Raw genomic sequence first — 14,572 nt, 5'->3', positions numbered from 1 at the left:
TGTGGCGCCCGCCTGACGAGTCGGCGGCGTGGCGGTCGCGGAGACGAGGTCGAGGCCTTCCGATGATGGAAGTTCCTACGCTCGCCATCCGAAAGACCTCGACGTGTCCCACGGTACCTTCGCCACCCCCGATCTCTCTGCGTTCTGCCTCCTCGACGACCACGGCCTCACCGTCACCGGTCAGGAGATCTCGCCGGATAAAGCGGTGCTGGAGTGCCGTGTCACCGACCGCGACCCGTTCTGTCGCGGCTGCGGTGCTGAGGGCATAGCCCGAGGAACGCAGGCACGCCGTCTCGCGCATGTCCCGCTGGGTTGGCGGCCGACGACGCTCCTGGTCCGCGTCCGCCGCTTCGCCTGTTCCTCGTGCGGGACGATCTGGCGCGAGGACACCACGGCAGCTGCTGAGCCGCGCGGGAAGCTCACCCGCGCCGCTGTTCGGTGGGCGCTCGAGGCGGTCGTCTGCCAGCACCTACCGGTCGCCAGGGTCGCGGAGTCTCTCGACGTGTCCTGGCATGCCGCCAACGACGCGATCCTCGCCGAAGGGCGGCGCGTCCTGATCGACGATCCCGCCCGGTTCGACGGGGTGACCACGATCGGTGTCGACGAGCACGTCTGGCGCCACACGCGCCTCGGCGACAAGTACGTGACCGTGATCATCGACCTCACCCCGGCCCGCGAGAAGACCGGCCCCGCCCGACTGCTCGACATGATCCCGGGCCGGTCGAAACACGCCTTCAAGACCTGGCTCTCCGGACGCCCCGAGGCCTGGCGCGACGGGATCGACATCGTCGCGATGGACGGGGTCCGCCGGCTACAAGACCGCCGCCGGCGAAGAGATCCCCGACGCTGTCGCGGTGATGGACCCATTCCATGTCGTCGCCCTGGTCGGCGACGCCCTCGACAAGACCCGCCAGCGTGTTCAGCAGGAGACTCTCGGGCATCGAGGCCGGAAGGGTGATCCGCTTGACGGTTGCCGGCGCCTGCTCAGGACGGGGCTCGGCCTGTTGACGCAGCATCAGCTCGCGAAGCTCGAGGACGTATTCGATCAGCACCCCGACCACCTCGCCGTCGAGATCGCCTAGGACATCTACCAGCGCGCCGTCGCCGCCTACCGACACAAGGATCCGGCGCGCGGGAAGAAGATCCTCGAGGCCATGATCGCGGGGCTCACCAGCGGCGTTCCGAAGGATCTGCCCGAGCTGATCAGCCTCGGCCGCACGATCACGCGCCGTGCCGCCGACGTCCTCGCGTTCTTCGACCACCCCGGCACGTCCAACGGCCCGTCCGAGGCGATCAACGGTCGCCTTGAGCACCTCCGCGGCAGCGCGCTGGGCTTCCGGAACCTGACCCACTACATCGCCCGGTCGCTACTCGAGACCGGCGGCTTCAGACCCCTGCTACACCCTCAAACACGATGAGCCTGATATGACCGTGCAATGTGCAACTGCACTCTCATTTATACGGATGCCCGGACCGCCGCGGAGGGCGTGAAATCCAATCGTCACGCCGGGCGCGGGGCATTTAATCCGCGGGAAACACAGCCCGCCGGGGCCCCGAGACTCTGACGATCGCGCGGCTCCCGCCGGATCCGGCCGGATCGTCAGAGTCTCGGGCGATCGCCAGAGGCTCGGCGGCGCGGGGTCAGCCGCAGGCGACGTCGGCTGCCCCGTTCCGCCGCCTCAGGCGCGGAACACCACGGTGAAGTCGAAGCTCCGGGCGAGCAGCCGCGCCGATGGCAGCGCTCCGGGCCCGCATGACGCCGACCCGAGGCCCTGCTGGCCGGCGTCGACGTTGACCCACGTTCGGCCGTCGGAGACGAGTTCGAAGGGGTGCGCGGCCGCGGCGAGCGCCTCGCTCGTCCAGGGCCGGACCGTGAGATCGAACGCCGGGGCACCGACGATCTCGAGTCGGCTCCCTCCCCCGCTGAGCGCGGCCCGCGCTGTGTCGATCCGGTTGCCGTTCTCCTGCGGGAACACGTACGGAGTCTGCAGGTCCTCGACGCCTGCGTGCCAACGCCCGAACCGCACGGCCGACCGCGAGTCGGCGTAGGCCTCACCGGGGCCGTAGCCGTCCCACTCGACCTCGCGCATCTCGACGGGAAGGGCGAAGCGCACGCCGAACCGCGGCAGGTCGACGTCCCACGCGCCCGACGGGGTGCCCTCCACGCGCATCGCCACCTCATCGCCGCGTCCTCTCCAGGACAGGCGGATGTCGTAGCCGAGGTCGCTTCCCGGGAACCCCAGGCGACCTTCTACGCGCAGCGCATCCTCGTCGGCGTCCACGCGATCGGTGCGGAACCGCGCGTCGTGGAGTCCGGTGCGCCGCCACGTCGGCTCTCGGGGCACCCACGAGAAGTCACGGTCGTTGTCGATCGGCGCACGCCACACGTCGATGCGGAATCCCTCCACATCGAGCCCGCCCAGCGCGCACAGCTCGCCCTCGGCCGAGAACCGAGCAGGGCCCACGCGATAACCCCCTCCCTGGGGCACCGGACCGCCGGCTGGGATCGCCACCCGGTCGATCGGCACGAGGTGCTGTGCGAACGCGATCTCGTGCCCGGCCTCCGCCCAGGACGTGTCCTCTGCGAGGGACGCCGTCGCGGTCCACACCGTCCCCGGATGCATCGGCAGATCGGGCAGAGCGACCCGGATGCTCTCGCGCGGTGCGACCGGCGACACGTCGACCTCGATCTCGGCAAGGACCTCGCCCTCGCGTTCAGCCCGCACGTGGAAGGCGAGATGCGCCGTCGTGCCATGGTCGTACCGGCTCTCGACGTCGAGGCGACCGGGTGCGATGGCCAGGACCACCGGCGCATACACGGCGCCGAGCTGCACGAGCCCCGGCCCGGCCGTGCCGTCGGAGAATGCGAGCCCGTCGGCGACGAAGTTCGCGTCGTGCAGCGTCTCGCCGAAGTCCCCGCCGTAGCCGAAGTACTCGGTTCCGTCTTCCGTGCGGGTCCTGAGCCCGTGGTCGTAGAGCTCCCAGACGAAGCCGCCCGCCAGGCGCGGATACCGCTCGAAGATCTCCTGGTACTCCGCCAGTCCCCCGGGTCCGTTGCCCATGGCATGCGCGTACTCGCAGAGCACGAACGGCTTCCCCCGCCGCGCGCGATCGAGGTCCGGGTCGGCGTACGGTTCCTCCTCGCCGCGACCGATCAGCTCGAGCTGGGCCTGCGTCGTGTACATGCGGCTGTAGACGTCGACGTGCTCGGTCGACCAGTCGCGCTCGTAGTGCAGCGGCCGCGAGGGGTCCCGCTCGCGGGCCCATTCCGCCATCGCACCGAGGTTGGCCCCCTCGCCGCACTCGTTGCCGAGAGACCACATCACGACCGAGGGACGGTTCTTGTCGCGTTCCACGAGGCGGCGCATCCGGTCGACCAGCGTGTCACGCCACCGAGGGTCCTTCGCCGGGTTCCCGCGCAGCTCGTGGAACCAGTCGATGGGGTAGAACCCGTGCGTCTCGAGGTCGCATTCGTCGATCACCCAGAGGCCCAGCTCGTCGCACAGCTCGAGGAACCGGGCCTGGGGCGGGTAATGGCTCGTGCGAACGGCGTTGACGTTGTGCTTCTTCATCAGGAGGATGTCGTGACGCATCCGCTGCTCTGAGACGACACGGCCCGTGTCGGCGTCGATGTCATGGCGGTTGACGCCGCGCATGAGGGTGCGCCGCCCGTTGACCGTGAACACGCCGCCTGAGATCGCGATGCGTCGGAACCCGATCCGCATGGCGATCCGCTCTCCCGCGCTCACGAGCTCACCGTCGTACAGATGCGGTTCCTCCGCCGACCACGGTCGCACCGCAGCCACGACGATGTCCTCCCCCGCCGCCGCGTCGATCCCGAGCTCAGGCACGATCACCCGCGCGGGCACGTCTGCGGTCACTCTCAACAGCCCCGCGCCGGTCGACGGGTCGTAGTCGGCGTGCACCTCATGGTCGTCGATGGCGTCTCGCGGGCGCCCGAGCAGAGTGACGTCACGGAAGATCCCCGACATCCACCACATGTCCTGGTCCTCGAGGTACGTCGCCGAAGACCACTGATGCACGCGCACGGCGAGCACATTGGCGCGGTCGCGCCTCACCGCGTCGGTCACGTCGAATTCGGCGATGAGGCGGCTGCCGCTCGTCACCCCGAGTTCGACGCCGTTGAGCCACACGGCACCGACCGAGTCGATGCCCTCGAAGCGCAGGTAGAGCCGTTCCACATCCCATTCGGCCGGCACGGAGAATTCGTGACGGTAGTCGCCCGTCGGGTTCTCCGCGGGCACGCGAGGCGGGTCGACGGGGAACGGATACTTGCGGTTCGTGTACGCCGGCGCGCCGAAGCCGTTGAGCTGCCAGTGGCCGGGGACGGGGATCGTGCGCCATTCGTGGGCGTCGTACCCCTGCGCGACGAAGTCGAGGTCGGCGTCCGCCCGGTCATTGAGCCGGAAGCGCCACCGTCCGCCGAGATCGACCTGCGGGGCGTCCGACCGTGCCCACGCACGTGCGGGAAGGGTCCCGCGCCGCGGGAGGAAGTCTTCGATATAGATGGGAGAGGGCATGGTCGTCCTAGGAATTCGTCGATGTGGGCGAGAGAGCGGTGCTGGTGCGCGGGGCGCTATTCCTTGACGGATCCGGTCGCGAGGCCGGAGACCCAGTAGCGCTGCAGGTAGAGGAACGCGATGACGAGCGGGATCACGGAGACCAGAGATCCCGTGATGACCGTCGAGAACTGCGCTGATGCGCCTCCGCCCGCCTCGCTCGCGGCCTGCAGCTGCGCCAAGCCCACGGTGAGAGGGAAGAGCGCCGGGTCGGTCAGCATGATGAGCGGCAGGAAGTAGTTGTTCCAGGTGGCTACGAGCGCGAACAGCAGCACTGTCACGATGCCGGGGGTGAGCATCCGCACGGCGATCTGCCAGAAGATGCGGAACTCGCCCGCTCCATCGATGCGCGCGGCCTCGATGAGGCTGTCAGGTATGGCCTCCTCCGCGTAGACGCGCAGGAGCATCACGCCGAACGGACTCACGAGAGACGGCAGGATGATCGACCACATCGTGTTCGTGAGTCCCCAGTCGGCGAACAGCAGATAGGTGGGGATCGCGAGCGCGGTCGTCGGCACCATGATCGCGCCGAGCACGACCGCGAACCAGAGCTTCTTACCGGGGAAGTCGTACTTCGCGAATGCGTATCCGGCCGCCGTCGACAGCAGCGCCGCGCCGACGCCGCTGACGACGGCGTACACGATGGTATTGAGGCCCCATACCCCGAACACGCCGTCGCGCTGCGTGAAGAGCGTGACGAGGTTGTCCCACAGGTGGGTCTCACCGGCGAACCAGAACCCGAAGCTCGTGAAGAGGCCCGTGTTGTCCTTCGTCGAGGCGATGATGAGCCACACGAGCGGCAGCAGGAAGTACACGCCGCACAGCCACAGGAGCACGGTCAGGACGGTGCTGCGGCCTTCGCCCGGGGGCGTGCCCGCGTCCCGATTGCGCCGCCGGGGGCGCGGACCGCTGACGACCGCGCGGGTCGAGGTGTCTTCGGCGAGCGCGGTCATCGCGCCGCTCCCTTCTTCTCCCGACGGGCCGTGCCGAGCTGCACGGCGTAGGAGACGATCATGATGACGAAGCCGAGCAGGAAGGCGATCGCAGCGGCGTAGTTGACGTCCTGGTTCACGAACGCGAGGTTGTACGCGTAGAGGTTGGGGGAGAACGAGGTGCCGATCGCGTTGGGGGCGATCTCGTAGAGCAGCTTCGGCTCGCTGAACAGCTGGAAGCTGCCGATGATCGAGAAGATCACGGTGAGCATGATGGCCGAGCGGATTGCGGGGATCTTGATGCTCCAGGCGATGCGGAACTGGCCGGCGCCGTCGATCCGCGCTGCCTCATACAGGTCGCCGGGGATTGCCCGCAGCGCGGAGTACATGATGACCATGTTGTAGCCGATATACTGCCACGTGACGATGTTCATGATCGAACCGAGGATCGTGCCGGACGACAGCAGATCGGGGGCGTCGAGGCCCATCCACTCGAACACCTGAGCGATGGGGCCGAAGTTGCGCCCGTAGAGGTAGCCCCACATGAGGGTCGTCACGACGCCGGGCACGGCGTACGGCACGAAGATCGCCAGGCGGGCGAACTTGCCGCCGCGCACGCGACCGGAGTCGAGGGCGAGCGCGAAGGCGAGGGCCAGGATGAGCATCACCGGCACCTGGACGACGAGGAAGAGCGCCATTCGTCCGACGCCCTCGAGGAAGCGCTGGTCCTGCAGGGCCTGCACGTAGTTCTCGAGTCCGACGAAGGCGCTGCCGCCGACGAGCTGTTCGCGGAACAGGCTGAGGTAGCCGGCGTAGAAGAGCGGCACGACGAGCATCGCGACGAACACGATGAGGAAGGGCAGGAGGAAGGCGTACGCAGCGATGTGCTTGCGCCGAGTGTCGCGCGATCGACGGCGTGGAGCGGGCGCCGGGCGCGGCCCGTCCGTCCGAGGACGCGGGGCGGTGAGCGTGGTCATGGAGATCCCTTCGCGGTTGTCAGCGGGCAGGGGCCGGTGCCGAGGAAGGGCCTTCCTCGGCACCGGCCGGCATCACTCGACGGTGAAGCCCTGCTGCTCGGCGTAGTCGGAGAGCTGCTGCTCCCATTCGTCGAGCGCCGCGAAGAGGTCGGTGCGCTCGGTGATCGCCGCGCCGAGCGTCTCCTTGAAGCTCGAGCTGGCGAAGTCGTTGAAGGGCAGCCACTGCCAGTCGGCGGCGACGGTGTCGGAGATGCCGACGAAGACGTCGTTGACCTGCTGGCCGTCGTAGAACTCGAGCTCCTGCTCGCGGAACTCAGGATTCTCCTGTGTGGCGACGAGCGACGGGAAGAGGTACTGCTCCGTCGCGAGCATGTCGGTCGACTCTTCGTCATGGTTGAGGAACTTCACGAACTCGGCGGCCACGATCGCGTCGTCGCTGTCGGCCAGGACGACGTCGGCCGAGCCGCCCTGGTTCCCCGAGGCAGGAGCAGAAGAGTCCCACTGCGGCATCTCGGCGGCGGCCCACAGGCCCGTCGTGTTCGCCGCGGTGCCCTGCAGGAAGACCGGGCCCCATGCCGCGGCGAGCCAGCTCGCATAGTCGCCGCGCGACATCCGCTGATACCAGTTGTCGTCGAGCTGCGGCTCCGTCGCGACGAGATCCTGCTGGATGAGGTCGTTCCAGTACCCGATGACCCGCTGCATCTCTTCGCTGTCGAAGTCGAGCGTGATGGTGTTGTCGCCGTCATAGCCGAACGGCCTCGCGCCGGCCTGCCAGAGCAGGGCGAGGATGGGCGAGAAGCTGTTGCCCGGAAGATCGGTGAGGTAGGCGCCCGTCTTCTCCTTCACGGTGGCAGCGGCCTCAGCGAATTCGTCCCACGTGGCGGGGACCTCGACGCCAGCCTCCTCGAGGAGGTCGGTGCGGTAGAGCAGCCCCGTCGGCCCGAGGTCCTGCGGGAGACCCCAGACCTGGTCGCCCGTGCTGACCTGGCTCCACGCGCTCGCGGCGTAGTCGCCCTCGAGGTCGGCGATGCCGTACGGAGCGAGGTCGAGCACGCTGTCGGTGATCGTGAACGAGGGCAGGAACGAGAACTCGATCTGAGCGACGTCGGGCACGTCGCCCGACTTGATCGCCGCGCGAAGCTTCTGGTACTGCGCCGTCGCACCGCCCTGGTTCTGCAGGTTCACGGTGATGTCCGGGTACTTCGCCTCGAACAGGTCGATCTCGTTCTGGATGTCGGGCACCCACGACCAGAACTCGATGGTCGTGGGCGTCGAGAGCGCCTCGTCGATCTCTTCCTGCGACGGGCCCGCAGCGGCGGTGCCGTCGCTGGTCGTGCCTCCCGCGCAGCTGATGAGCGAGAGGGAGAGTGCGGCGGCACCGAGCACGGCGACTGTGCGGCGCATGTGGTTCATGGGGGTTCCTTCCGCGGTGCGGGGCTCTGCGGTGAGCCTCCGGAGGGGCGAAGCGCACAGGCCTTCTGCCCGAGCCGCCACGCGCCGTCCGCACCTTTACGTCACGACGCGCAAGGATACGATAACACCCAGTAAGCAAATTACGTATGCTTTATTTTTCCTCGACTCCTTCACGGGTCGACGCGCTCTCCTCCGCGCTCTGCAGCAGCAGCTGCCGCATGCGGGCGAACGCCTCCTCGGGCTCGCGTCGCTGCACGGCGGCCGCGACGTCCGAATGCAGGCGCAGAGCCTCCGGGTGAGGGTGGGCCGGGCCGAGGCCGTGCGCGAGCCATCCGGTCAGGATCTCGCCGACCAGTGACTCGAGCTGCTGGAACAGCGCGTTCGACGAGCACGCGAGCAGGAGCGCATGGAACTCGACGTCGAGCTCGAGGAACCGCTCACGATCGCCTTCCTCACTCGCCGCCCACATCCGCCCCGCGATGCCGACCAGCTCGGCGGCCTGCGTGGGCGTCGCGCGCGTCGCCGCGAGCCGCGCAGACTCCGGCTCGACGGCGATGCGCAGCTCGGCGAGGGAGTCGATCTGCTCATCTCGGTCAGGCGACTCCATGCGCCAGCGGATCACGCGGGGGTCGAAGAGGTTCCACTCGTCGGGAGACAGGACGACTACGCCGACGCGACGGCGAGAGATGACGAGGCGCATCGACTCGAGAACGCGGATCGTCTCGCGGCCGACAGAGCGCGAGACGCCGTGAGCCTTCTCGATCTCCTCCAGGGTGAGCACCGACCCCGCCGGGAGGCGGCCCGAGCAGATCTCGACGCCGAGCGCGTCCAGCACCTGCGAATGCAGGCCCGGCAGGGACTGGTGGCGCGGAGATCGAGCCGTGGGAACGGACATGCGGGGAATCTACCGCCCCTCGTACGCGCGGGCGGGGATCTGCGTGACGAGCTTGCCGCCGCTCACGTCGACGAGCGTGCCCGTGATGTAGCGCGAGGCATCGCTCGCGAGGAACAGCAGCAGGTCTGCGACCTCCTCCGGAGCGCCCCAGCGCCGCAACGTGAGCGTGTCGAGCAGGCGATTCTGGGCGTCCTGCGGCATCTCAGCGAACCCGTTCATCGCCGTCGGGATCATGCCGGGCGCGTACGCGTTCACGGTGACGCCGTGCGGGCCGAGCTCACCGGCGAGCACTCGCGTGAACTGCACGACGGCGGCCTTCGACGCCGCGTAGGCCGCGCTGCCGATGCTCGGCACGAGGGCCGCGAACGACGCGGCGTTGATGATGCGTCCGTGCGCGCTCTCGGTCACGTAGGGAATCGCCGCCTGGCACACACGGAAGACGCCCGCGACGTTGACGTCGAAGCAGCGCTGCCAGGCGCCCTCGTCGAGATCCGCGACGCGCCCCTCGACGTTGATGCCCGCGTTGTTGACGACGACGTCGATGCCGCCGAAACGCTCGGCCGCACGGGCGAGCGTCGAGCGCACCGAGGAACCGTCGGTCACATCGACCGAGAATCCCTCCACGTCGTATCCCTTCTCCTTCGCCGATCGAGCGAGGTCGAGAACACCCTCCTCCACGATGTCCAGCGCGGCGACACGTGCTCCTGCCGCCGCGAACGTCTCGGCGATTGTCCGGCCGATGCCGCGTCCGGCGCCGGTGACGACCACGACGCGTCCCGCAATGTCCCACTCCATGTGCTTTCCTCTCCTCAAGAAGGCGGCAGCTCCGCCACCCTGGCCTTAAATATGCATACTATTGCCTTGCCAAATGCGGTATCAGGAGACTTAACCGAGAGGACGCCGATGATGACGACCGAGCGCAGGGTTCTGTGGGTCACGGGAGCGGGCAGCGGGATGGGGCGCGCGAGCGCCGTCGCGGCCGCCGCGAGCGGATGGCGCGTGGCCGTGTCGGGGCGACGAGCGAATGCCGTCGCCGAGACGGCGACGATGATCCGCGACGCGGGCGGAGAGGCGCTCGAACTCGCCGTCGACGTCACGGACGAGGACGCGCTCGGCGAGGCCCACGGGCGCCTGGTCGACACCTGGGGCGATGTCGACGGGGTCGTGCTGGCCGCCGGACTCAACACGCCGCGGCGGAACTGGGGCGACCAGTCCATGACCGACTTCGCGGCGATCGTGGACACGAATCTCACGAGCGTGGCGAGGGTCGTCGATCTCGTACTGCCCGGGATGCGGCGCAGCGGCCGCGGCGACATCGTGGTCGTGTCGTCACGGTCAGGATGGCGATTCTCCCCCGGAGCGGGCGTCGCCTACATGTCGAGCAAGACCGCGCTCGGCGCGCTCGTGGCCTCTCTCAACGACCAGGAGGGAGCGCACGGGGTGAAGGCGTGCCATCTGTGCCCCGGCGACGTCGACACCGATTTCCTCGCGATGCGGCCCGAGGTGCCCGGCGCCCAGCAGCGCGCGCAGATGCTCACCGCCGACGACATCGCGCGGACCGTCCGGTTCGTGCTCGACTCCCCCGCGCACGTCCGCATCGACGAACTCGCCGTCTCCCCCATCGGCCAGCGGTAGCACCCGGGGGCCCGTCTTCACCCGGCCGCGGCGCGCTCTCGAGCGCGGCAAACACGGCCCGCCGACACCCCGAGACTCTGACGATCGCGCGGCTCCCGCCGGATCCGGCCGGATCGTCAGAGTCTCGGGCGATCGCCAGAGGCTCGGCGGCGCGGGGCTACCGGCGCGGGGCCGTCGTCTCGCGGACGACGAGCTCGGTCGCGAGCTCGAGGTGGTGCGAGATCGGAGGGATCCCGTCGCGCAGGCCCAGCACGGTGCCGAGGGCGACGCGGCCGATCTCGGCGATCGGTGTGTGGACCGTCGTGATGGCGACCGGCAGCGGGAGCACGGCGTAGGCGTCGTCGTAGCCGACGACGCTCACATCTCCCGGCACGTCGACGCCCGCCGCCCGCAGGTGCCGCAGGACGTCGAGCGCCGACGCGTCGGTCCCCGCGAAGAATGCGGTCGGGGGGTCGGGCAGCTCGAGCATGTCGGCGGCCGGCTGCCCCGCCGTGAGCATGCCGAGCTCGGAGACGAGGGCCGGATCCTCCTCGATGCCCGCCTGCTCGAGCGCCGTGCGATAGCCGGCACGCCGCTCGCGCAGGCCCGTGTGCTGCGGGGATCCGCCGACGAAGCCGATACGCCGATGACCGAGCTCGATGAGGTGCTGCGTCGCGTGCATCCCGCCCATCCAGCTGTTCGAGCCGACGCTCGCGACCGACGAGTCGAGCGCGTTCGGCGGGTCGATCGCGACGAGCGGCAGGTCGAGCTCGGCGCACAGCCGCACGAGGCTCGCGGGCATGCGCGTCGTCACGACGAGGAGGCCCGAGTGCCCCCGGGCGTGGAGCGCGCGGATCCGCTCCTCGGTCGGGATCCCGCCCGGCCCGTCGAGAAGCGGCAGCAGCACGTCGGGCACGATCTCGACGTCGCGCCCCTGCGCCTCGGCGACGAGGGCGTCGAGGAGCCGCAGCGAGTAGAGGTTCGCGAGCGTGTCGAAGATCACCGCGACGGTGCGGCCCCCGACGCGGGCGCGCGGCGCGGGCTCGTATCCCGCCTCGGCGACCGCGGCCCGCACGCGCCGCCGCACCTCGTCGGAGACGCCGGGCCTGTCGTTGAGCGCCTTCGACACGGTGCTCTTCGTGACGCCGACCGCCGCCGCGATCGAGGCGAGCGTCGGCCCTGCTGTCCGTGGCATGGGTTTCTCCTGAACGAAACTGTTTCTCTCTACGGATCCCCTCACAGCGCTTGACGAAGCGGATCCATACGCCAAATGTCTCTCTGTTTCCGCAAGAGTGCGAAACGGTTTCTTAATGCGAGGGAGCATCATGAGCTCGTCAGCAGAGGCGCTGTACGGCGGCGTCGGCGCGCCATACCCCAACCCGGTCCTGCCCGGCTTCAACCCCGACCCGAGCATCGCTCTGGTCGACGGCGTCTACTACATCGTGACGTCGACCTTCGAGTACCTGCCGGGGCTTCCCGTCTACCGCAGCACCGACTTCGTCGAGTGGGAGCAGATCGGCAACGTCGCGACCCGCGAGGACCAGCTCGGCATCGGCGACGCCCCCACGAACATGGGCGTGTGGGCCCCCACCCTGCGCTGGCACGACGGCCTCTTCCGCGTCATCGTCGGCGTCCCGTCCGGCCGCGGCTGCATCGTCTTCACGGCCGAGGACCCCTCCGGCCCGTGGAGCGACGGCGTCGTGCTCGAGGGCCTGAACGGCATCGACCCCGGCCTCGCCTGGGACGACGACGGAACGGCGCTCGTGACCTTCTCGGGCCTCATCCTCTCGGGCCCCGAGACGGGGAAGCACCTCGGCATCCAGCAGGTGCGCGCCGACCTCGCGACGGGCGAGCTGCTGAGCGAGCCCGGCGACGTCTGGTCCGGATCCGGCTCGATGTTCCCCGAGGCCCCGCACCTCTTCCGCCGCGGCGACGACTGGTACCTCCTGATCGCCGAGGGCGGCACCGAGCGCGGCCACGGGGCCTCGATCGGCCGCGGCACCTCGCCCCAGGGCCCGTTCGAGCCCGGCCCCGCCAACCCGTTCCTCTCGGCGCGCAGCACGATCCGCCCGATCCAGAACACGGGCCACGGCGACTTCGTCGAGGGCCCGAACGGTGAGTCGCTGTTCGTCATGCTGGGTGTGCGCCCCAAGGGCGGCACCCGCGCCTTCTCGCCCCTCGGCCGCGAGACCTTCGTGACGCGCGTCGACTGGTCGTCGGGCTGGCCCGTCGCCGAGCCCGTGAACCTCGCGCCGCGCCGCGAGATCGTCGAGGACGTCGCGTTCGACGCCCCGCTCGACAACCGCTGGATCGCGATGCGCCGCCTGCCCCAGACGATCGCGACGGTCGCCGACGGCCGCCTGACGATCGCGTCCGACGGCACGACGCTCGACGACCTGCGCGCGGCCTTCGTCGGCCGCCGCCAGCTCGCCCTCGAGGTCGAGGCCTCGACGACGATCGACGTCTCGGCGGGCACCGGCGGCCGCTCGCTGTCGGCCGAGACCGCGGCGTCGTTCACGGGCCGCGTCATCGGCCTGTACGCCGCGTCGGGGACCGTCTCCTTCGACGGCTTCCGCACGGTCGGCCGCGAGCACGCTCCGGCCGCCACCTTCGGCTCGACCTCCTCAGACGCGTAAGGAAGCGCAGATGACCACCCCTCCCTCCAGCACCTCACCGACATCGGCGTCGACTCGCCCGACGCGTGGTTCGGCACGATCAACTCCGTGACGGCGATCGTGTCGCTCGTCTCGAACCTCGTGTTCGGCAACCTGTCGGACCGCGTGCGCACGCGCTTCGGCCGCCGCACCCCCTGGATCTTCGGCGGCGCCATCATCGGCGGCGTCTCGCTGACCCTCGTGGGCGTCCTGACGAACCCCGTCGCGATCCTCATCGTCTACTGCATCACGATGGTCGGCCTCAACATGATGCTGGCCCCCGCGATCGCCGTGATCTCGGACCGCGTCCCGCTGCAGATCCGCGGCACGATGTCGGCGTTCTTCGACGCGGGCCAGACCGTCGGATTCCCCCTCGGCGCGATCATCGGCGCCGCGTTCATCACGACGTCGCTGCCCGGCTACGTCCTCGCGGGCGCCCTCATGCTCATCGGCGACGTCGCCACGCTGTTCATCTGGCCGCGCGAGCGCTCGGCGGTCGGGACCGAGGCGCGCGGCGGCGGATTCCTCGACCTCGTGAAGTCGTTCCGCCCGCCGAGCCCCTCACGGCGCCCGACTTCTACAAGGCGTTCGTAGGCCGCCTCTTCATGCTGGTCTCGTACCAGATGATCACGGCCTACCAGCTCTACATCGTGCAGAACTACATCGGCCAGTCGGTCGTCGACTCGGCCGGGACCGTCTCGCGGATGTCGGTCATCACCCTCGTCGTGGGCCTCGTCGCCTCGCTGACGGGCGGGCCGATCTTCGACTGGATCGGTCGCCGCAAGCTGCCCGTCATCGTCGCGAGCCTGCTCTTCGCCTCGGCATCGCGATGCCCTGGATCTTCCCGACCGCCATGGGCATGTACCTCTACGCCGGCATCGCGGGCCTCGGCTACGGCGTCTACGCGTCGGTCGACCAGGCCCTCAACGTCGACGTGCTGCCGAACCAGGAGGATGCGGGCAAGGATCTGGGCATCCTCAACCTCGCCACGACCCTCGGCCAGACGTTCGGCCCGATCATCACCTCGTCGCTCGTCGTCGCGACGAGCGGGTACCACCTCGTGTTCCCCGTCGCGATCGCCATGGCGGTCCTCGGCGCCGTCTCGATCATCTGGATCAAGACGGTCAGGTAGACGGCCTCAGGCCTCGGGATCGGCGCCGGGCTGCAGCGCGTTCACCAGGTCGGCACCGTGAGTGGTCGACAGGATGACGCGCTGGAACCCGGCGCCCTCCTCGAGGTCGATGACGACGGCGGGGCGGCCCGAGCGGATCGCCACGAAGTCGTCGCCGAACACCGATCGCCACGTGCCGAACGCGAGCCTGTTCGGCACGTGGCTGCCCGGGGCGCGCACCCCGCGGAGCCACGTGAACGGATCGTCGGTCAGCTGCACCTTGGCGATCTGGGATCGGCTGATACGCACGGGCGCCCTGTGCATCGCGAGCGTCCGCTCGATCGGGGCGAGCTTGATCTCGAGGGCCGCGGAGTCGACGTACAGGCTGACCATCAC

The 14,572-nt window shown here is 69.4% G+C and carries 13 protein-coding genes and 1 pseudogene; 5 read left to right on the top strand and 9 right to left on the bottom strand.

Features of this window, described 5'->3' with window-relative positions; all coding sequences use genetic code 11:
• The first annotated feature begins 103 nt into the window (after nucleotides 1-103).
• Nucleotides 104-1,418, top strand: a pseudogene (locus H576_RS14720) (ISL3 family transposase).
• A gap of 261 nt (nucleotides 1,419-1,679) precedes the next feature.
• Here H576_RS14720 and H576_RS0106995 read toward each other — a convergent pair.
• From H576_RS0106995 to H576_RS0106970, 6 genes are all read right to left on the bottom strand, one after another.
• On the bottom strand, nucleotides 1,680-4,541 hold the full coding sequence (locus tag H576_RS0106995; protein WP_029150346.1) for a glycoside hydrolase family 2 TIM barrel-domain containing protein: 2,862 nt from the start codon (nucleotides 4,539-4,541) through the stop codon (nucleotides 1,680-1,682).
• Between the two features lie 56 nt (nucleotides 4,542-4,597).
• Nucleotides 4,598-5,533 (bottom strand): carbohydrate ABC transporter permease, encoded by a 936-nt coding sequence (locus H576_RS0106990; protein WP_084502523.1) that lies wholly within the window; start codon nucleotides 5,531-5,533, stop codon nucleotides 4,598-4,600.
• Entirely contained in the window at nucleotides 5,530-6,489 is a 960-nt protein-coding gene (locus H576_RS0106985; protein ID WP_029150344.1) for a carbohydrate ABC transporter permease, read from the bottom strand. The genes H576_RS0106990 and H576_RS0106985 overlap by 4 nt, the downstream gene beginning before the upstream one ends.
• A gap of 72 nt (nucleotides 6,490-6,561) precedes the next feature.
• Nucleotides 6,562-7,902: an ABC transporter substrate-binding protein gene (locus H576_RS0106980; RefSeq protein WP_029150343.1), complete on the bottom strand. Its 1,341-nt coding sequence runs from the start codon at nucleotides 7,900-7,902 to the stop codon at nucleotides 6,562-6,564.
• 151 nt (nucleotides 7,903-8,053) lie between these two features.
• Nucleotides 8,054-8,797: a FadR/GntR family transcriptional regulator gene (locus H576_RS14715; protein ID WP_051172329.1), complete on the bottom strand. Its 744-nt coding sequence runs from the start codon at nucleotides 8,795-8,797 to the stop codon at nucleotides 8,054-8,056.
• Between the two features lie 9 nt (nucleotides 8,798-8,806).
• Complete coding sequence (locus tag H576_RS0106970) at nucleotides 8,807-9,592, bottom strand: SDR family NAD(P)-dependent oxidoreductase (protein WP_029150342.1); 786 nt, start codon at nucleotides 9,590-9,592, stop codon at nucleotides 8,807-8,809.
• Between the two features lie 111 nt (nucleotides 9,593-9,703).
• Between H576_RS0106970 and H576_RS0106965 the strand changes: the two genes are divergently transcribed.
• On the top strand, nucleotides 9,704-10,432 hold the full coding sequence (locus tag H576_RS0106965; protein ID WP_051172358.1) for an SDR family oxidoreductase: 729 nt from the start codon (nucleotides 9,704-9,706) through the stop codon (nucleotides 10,430-10,432).
• A gap of 157 nt (nucleotides 10,433-10,589) precedes the next feature.
• On the opposite strand, the gene H576_RS16665 is transcribed toward H576_RS0106965, so the two are convergent.
• Complete coding sequence (locus H576_RS16665) at nucleotides 10,590-11,606, bottom strand: substrate-binding domain-containing protein (RefSeq protein WP_029150340.1); 1,017 nt, start codon at nucleotides 11,604-11,606, stop codon at nucleotides 10,590-10,592.
• A 130-nt stretch (nucleotides 11,607-11,736) separates the two neighbouring features.
• Here H576_RS16665 and H576_RS14710 point away from each other — a divergent pair, with 130 nt between their 5' ends.
• Both H576_RS14710 and H576_RS16960 read left to right on the top strand, forming a co-directional pair.
• The gene (locus H576_RS14710; RefSeq protein ID WP_051172328.1) at nucleotides 11,737-13,047 is read left to right on the top strand and encodes a glycoside hydrolase family 43 protein; all 1,311 of its coding nucleotides are present in this window, start codon (nucleotides 11,737-11,739) and stop codon (nucleotides 13,045-13,047) included.
• 42 nt (nucleotides 13,048-13,089) lie between these two features.
• A complete protein-coding gene (locus H576_RS16960; RefSeq protein ID WP_281167308.1) occupies nucleotides 13,090-13,659 on the top strand; it encodes an MFS transporter in 570 nt (189 codons plus the stop codon).
• Between the two features lie 64 nt (nucleotides 13,660-13,723).
• On the opposite strand, the gene H576_RS16955 is transcribed toward H576_RS16960, so the two are convergent.
• On the bottom strand, nucleotides 13,724-13,861 hold the full coding sequence (locus tag H576_RS16955) for a hypothetical protein (RefSeq protein WP_211215779.1): 138 nt from the start codon (nucleotides 13,859-13,861) through the stop codon (nucleotides 13,724-13,726).
• 33 nt (nucleotides 13,862-13,894) lie between these two features.
• Here H576_RS16955 and H576_RS16950 point away from each other — a divergent pair, with 33 nt between their 5' ends.
• Nucleotides 13,895-14,197: an MFS transporter gene (locus H576_RS16950; protein WP_211215778.1), complete on the top strand. Its 303-nt coding sequence runs from the start codon at nucleotides 13,895-13,897 to the stop codon at nucleotides 14,195-14,197.
• 6 nt (nucleotides 14,198-14,203) lie between these two features.
• Here H576_RS16950 and H576_RS0106945 read toward each other — a convergent pair whose 3' ends face one another.
• Entirely contained in the window at nucleotides 14,204-14,569 is a 366-nt protein-coding gene (locus tag H576_RS0106945) for a hypothetical protein (RefSeq protein ID WP_029150339.1), read from the bottom strand.
• Nucleotides 14,570-14,572: the final 3 nt, after the last annotated feature.

The organism is Microbacterium indicum DSM 19969, assembly GCF_000422385.1.
Lineage (GTDB): Bacteria > Actinomycetota > Actinomycetes > Actinomycetales > Microbacteriaceae > Microbacterium > Microbacterium indicum.
Note: the sequence above shows the minus strand (reverse complement) of the source record. Positions and strands in the feature narration are given on the sequence as shown.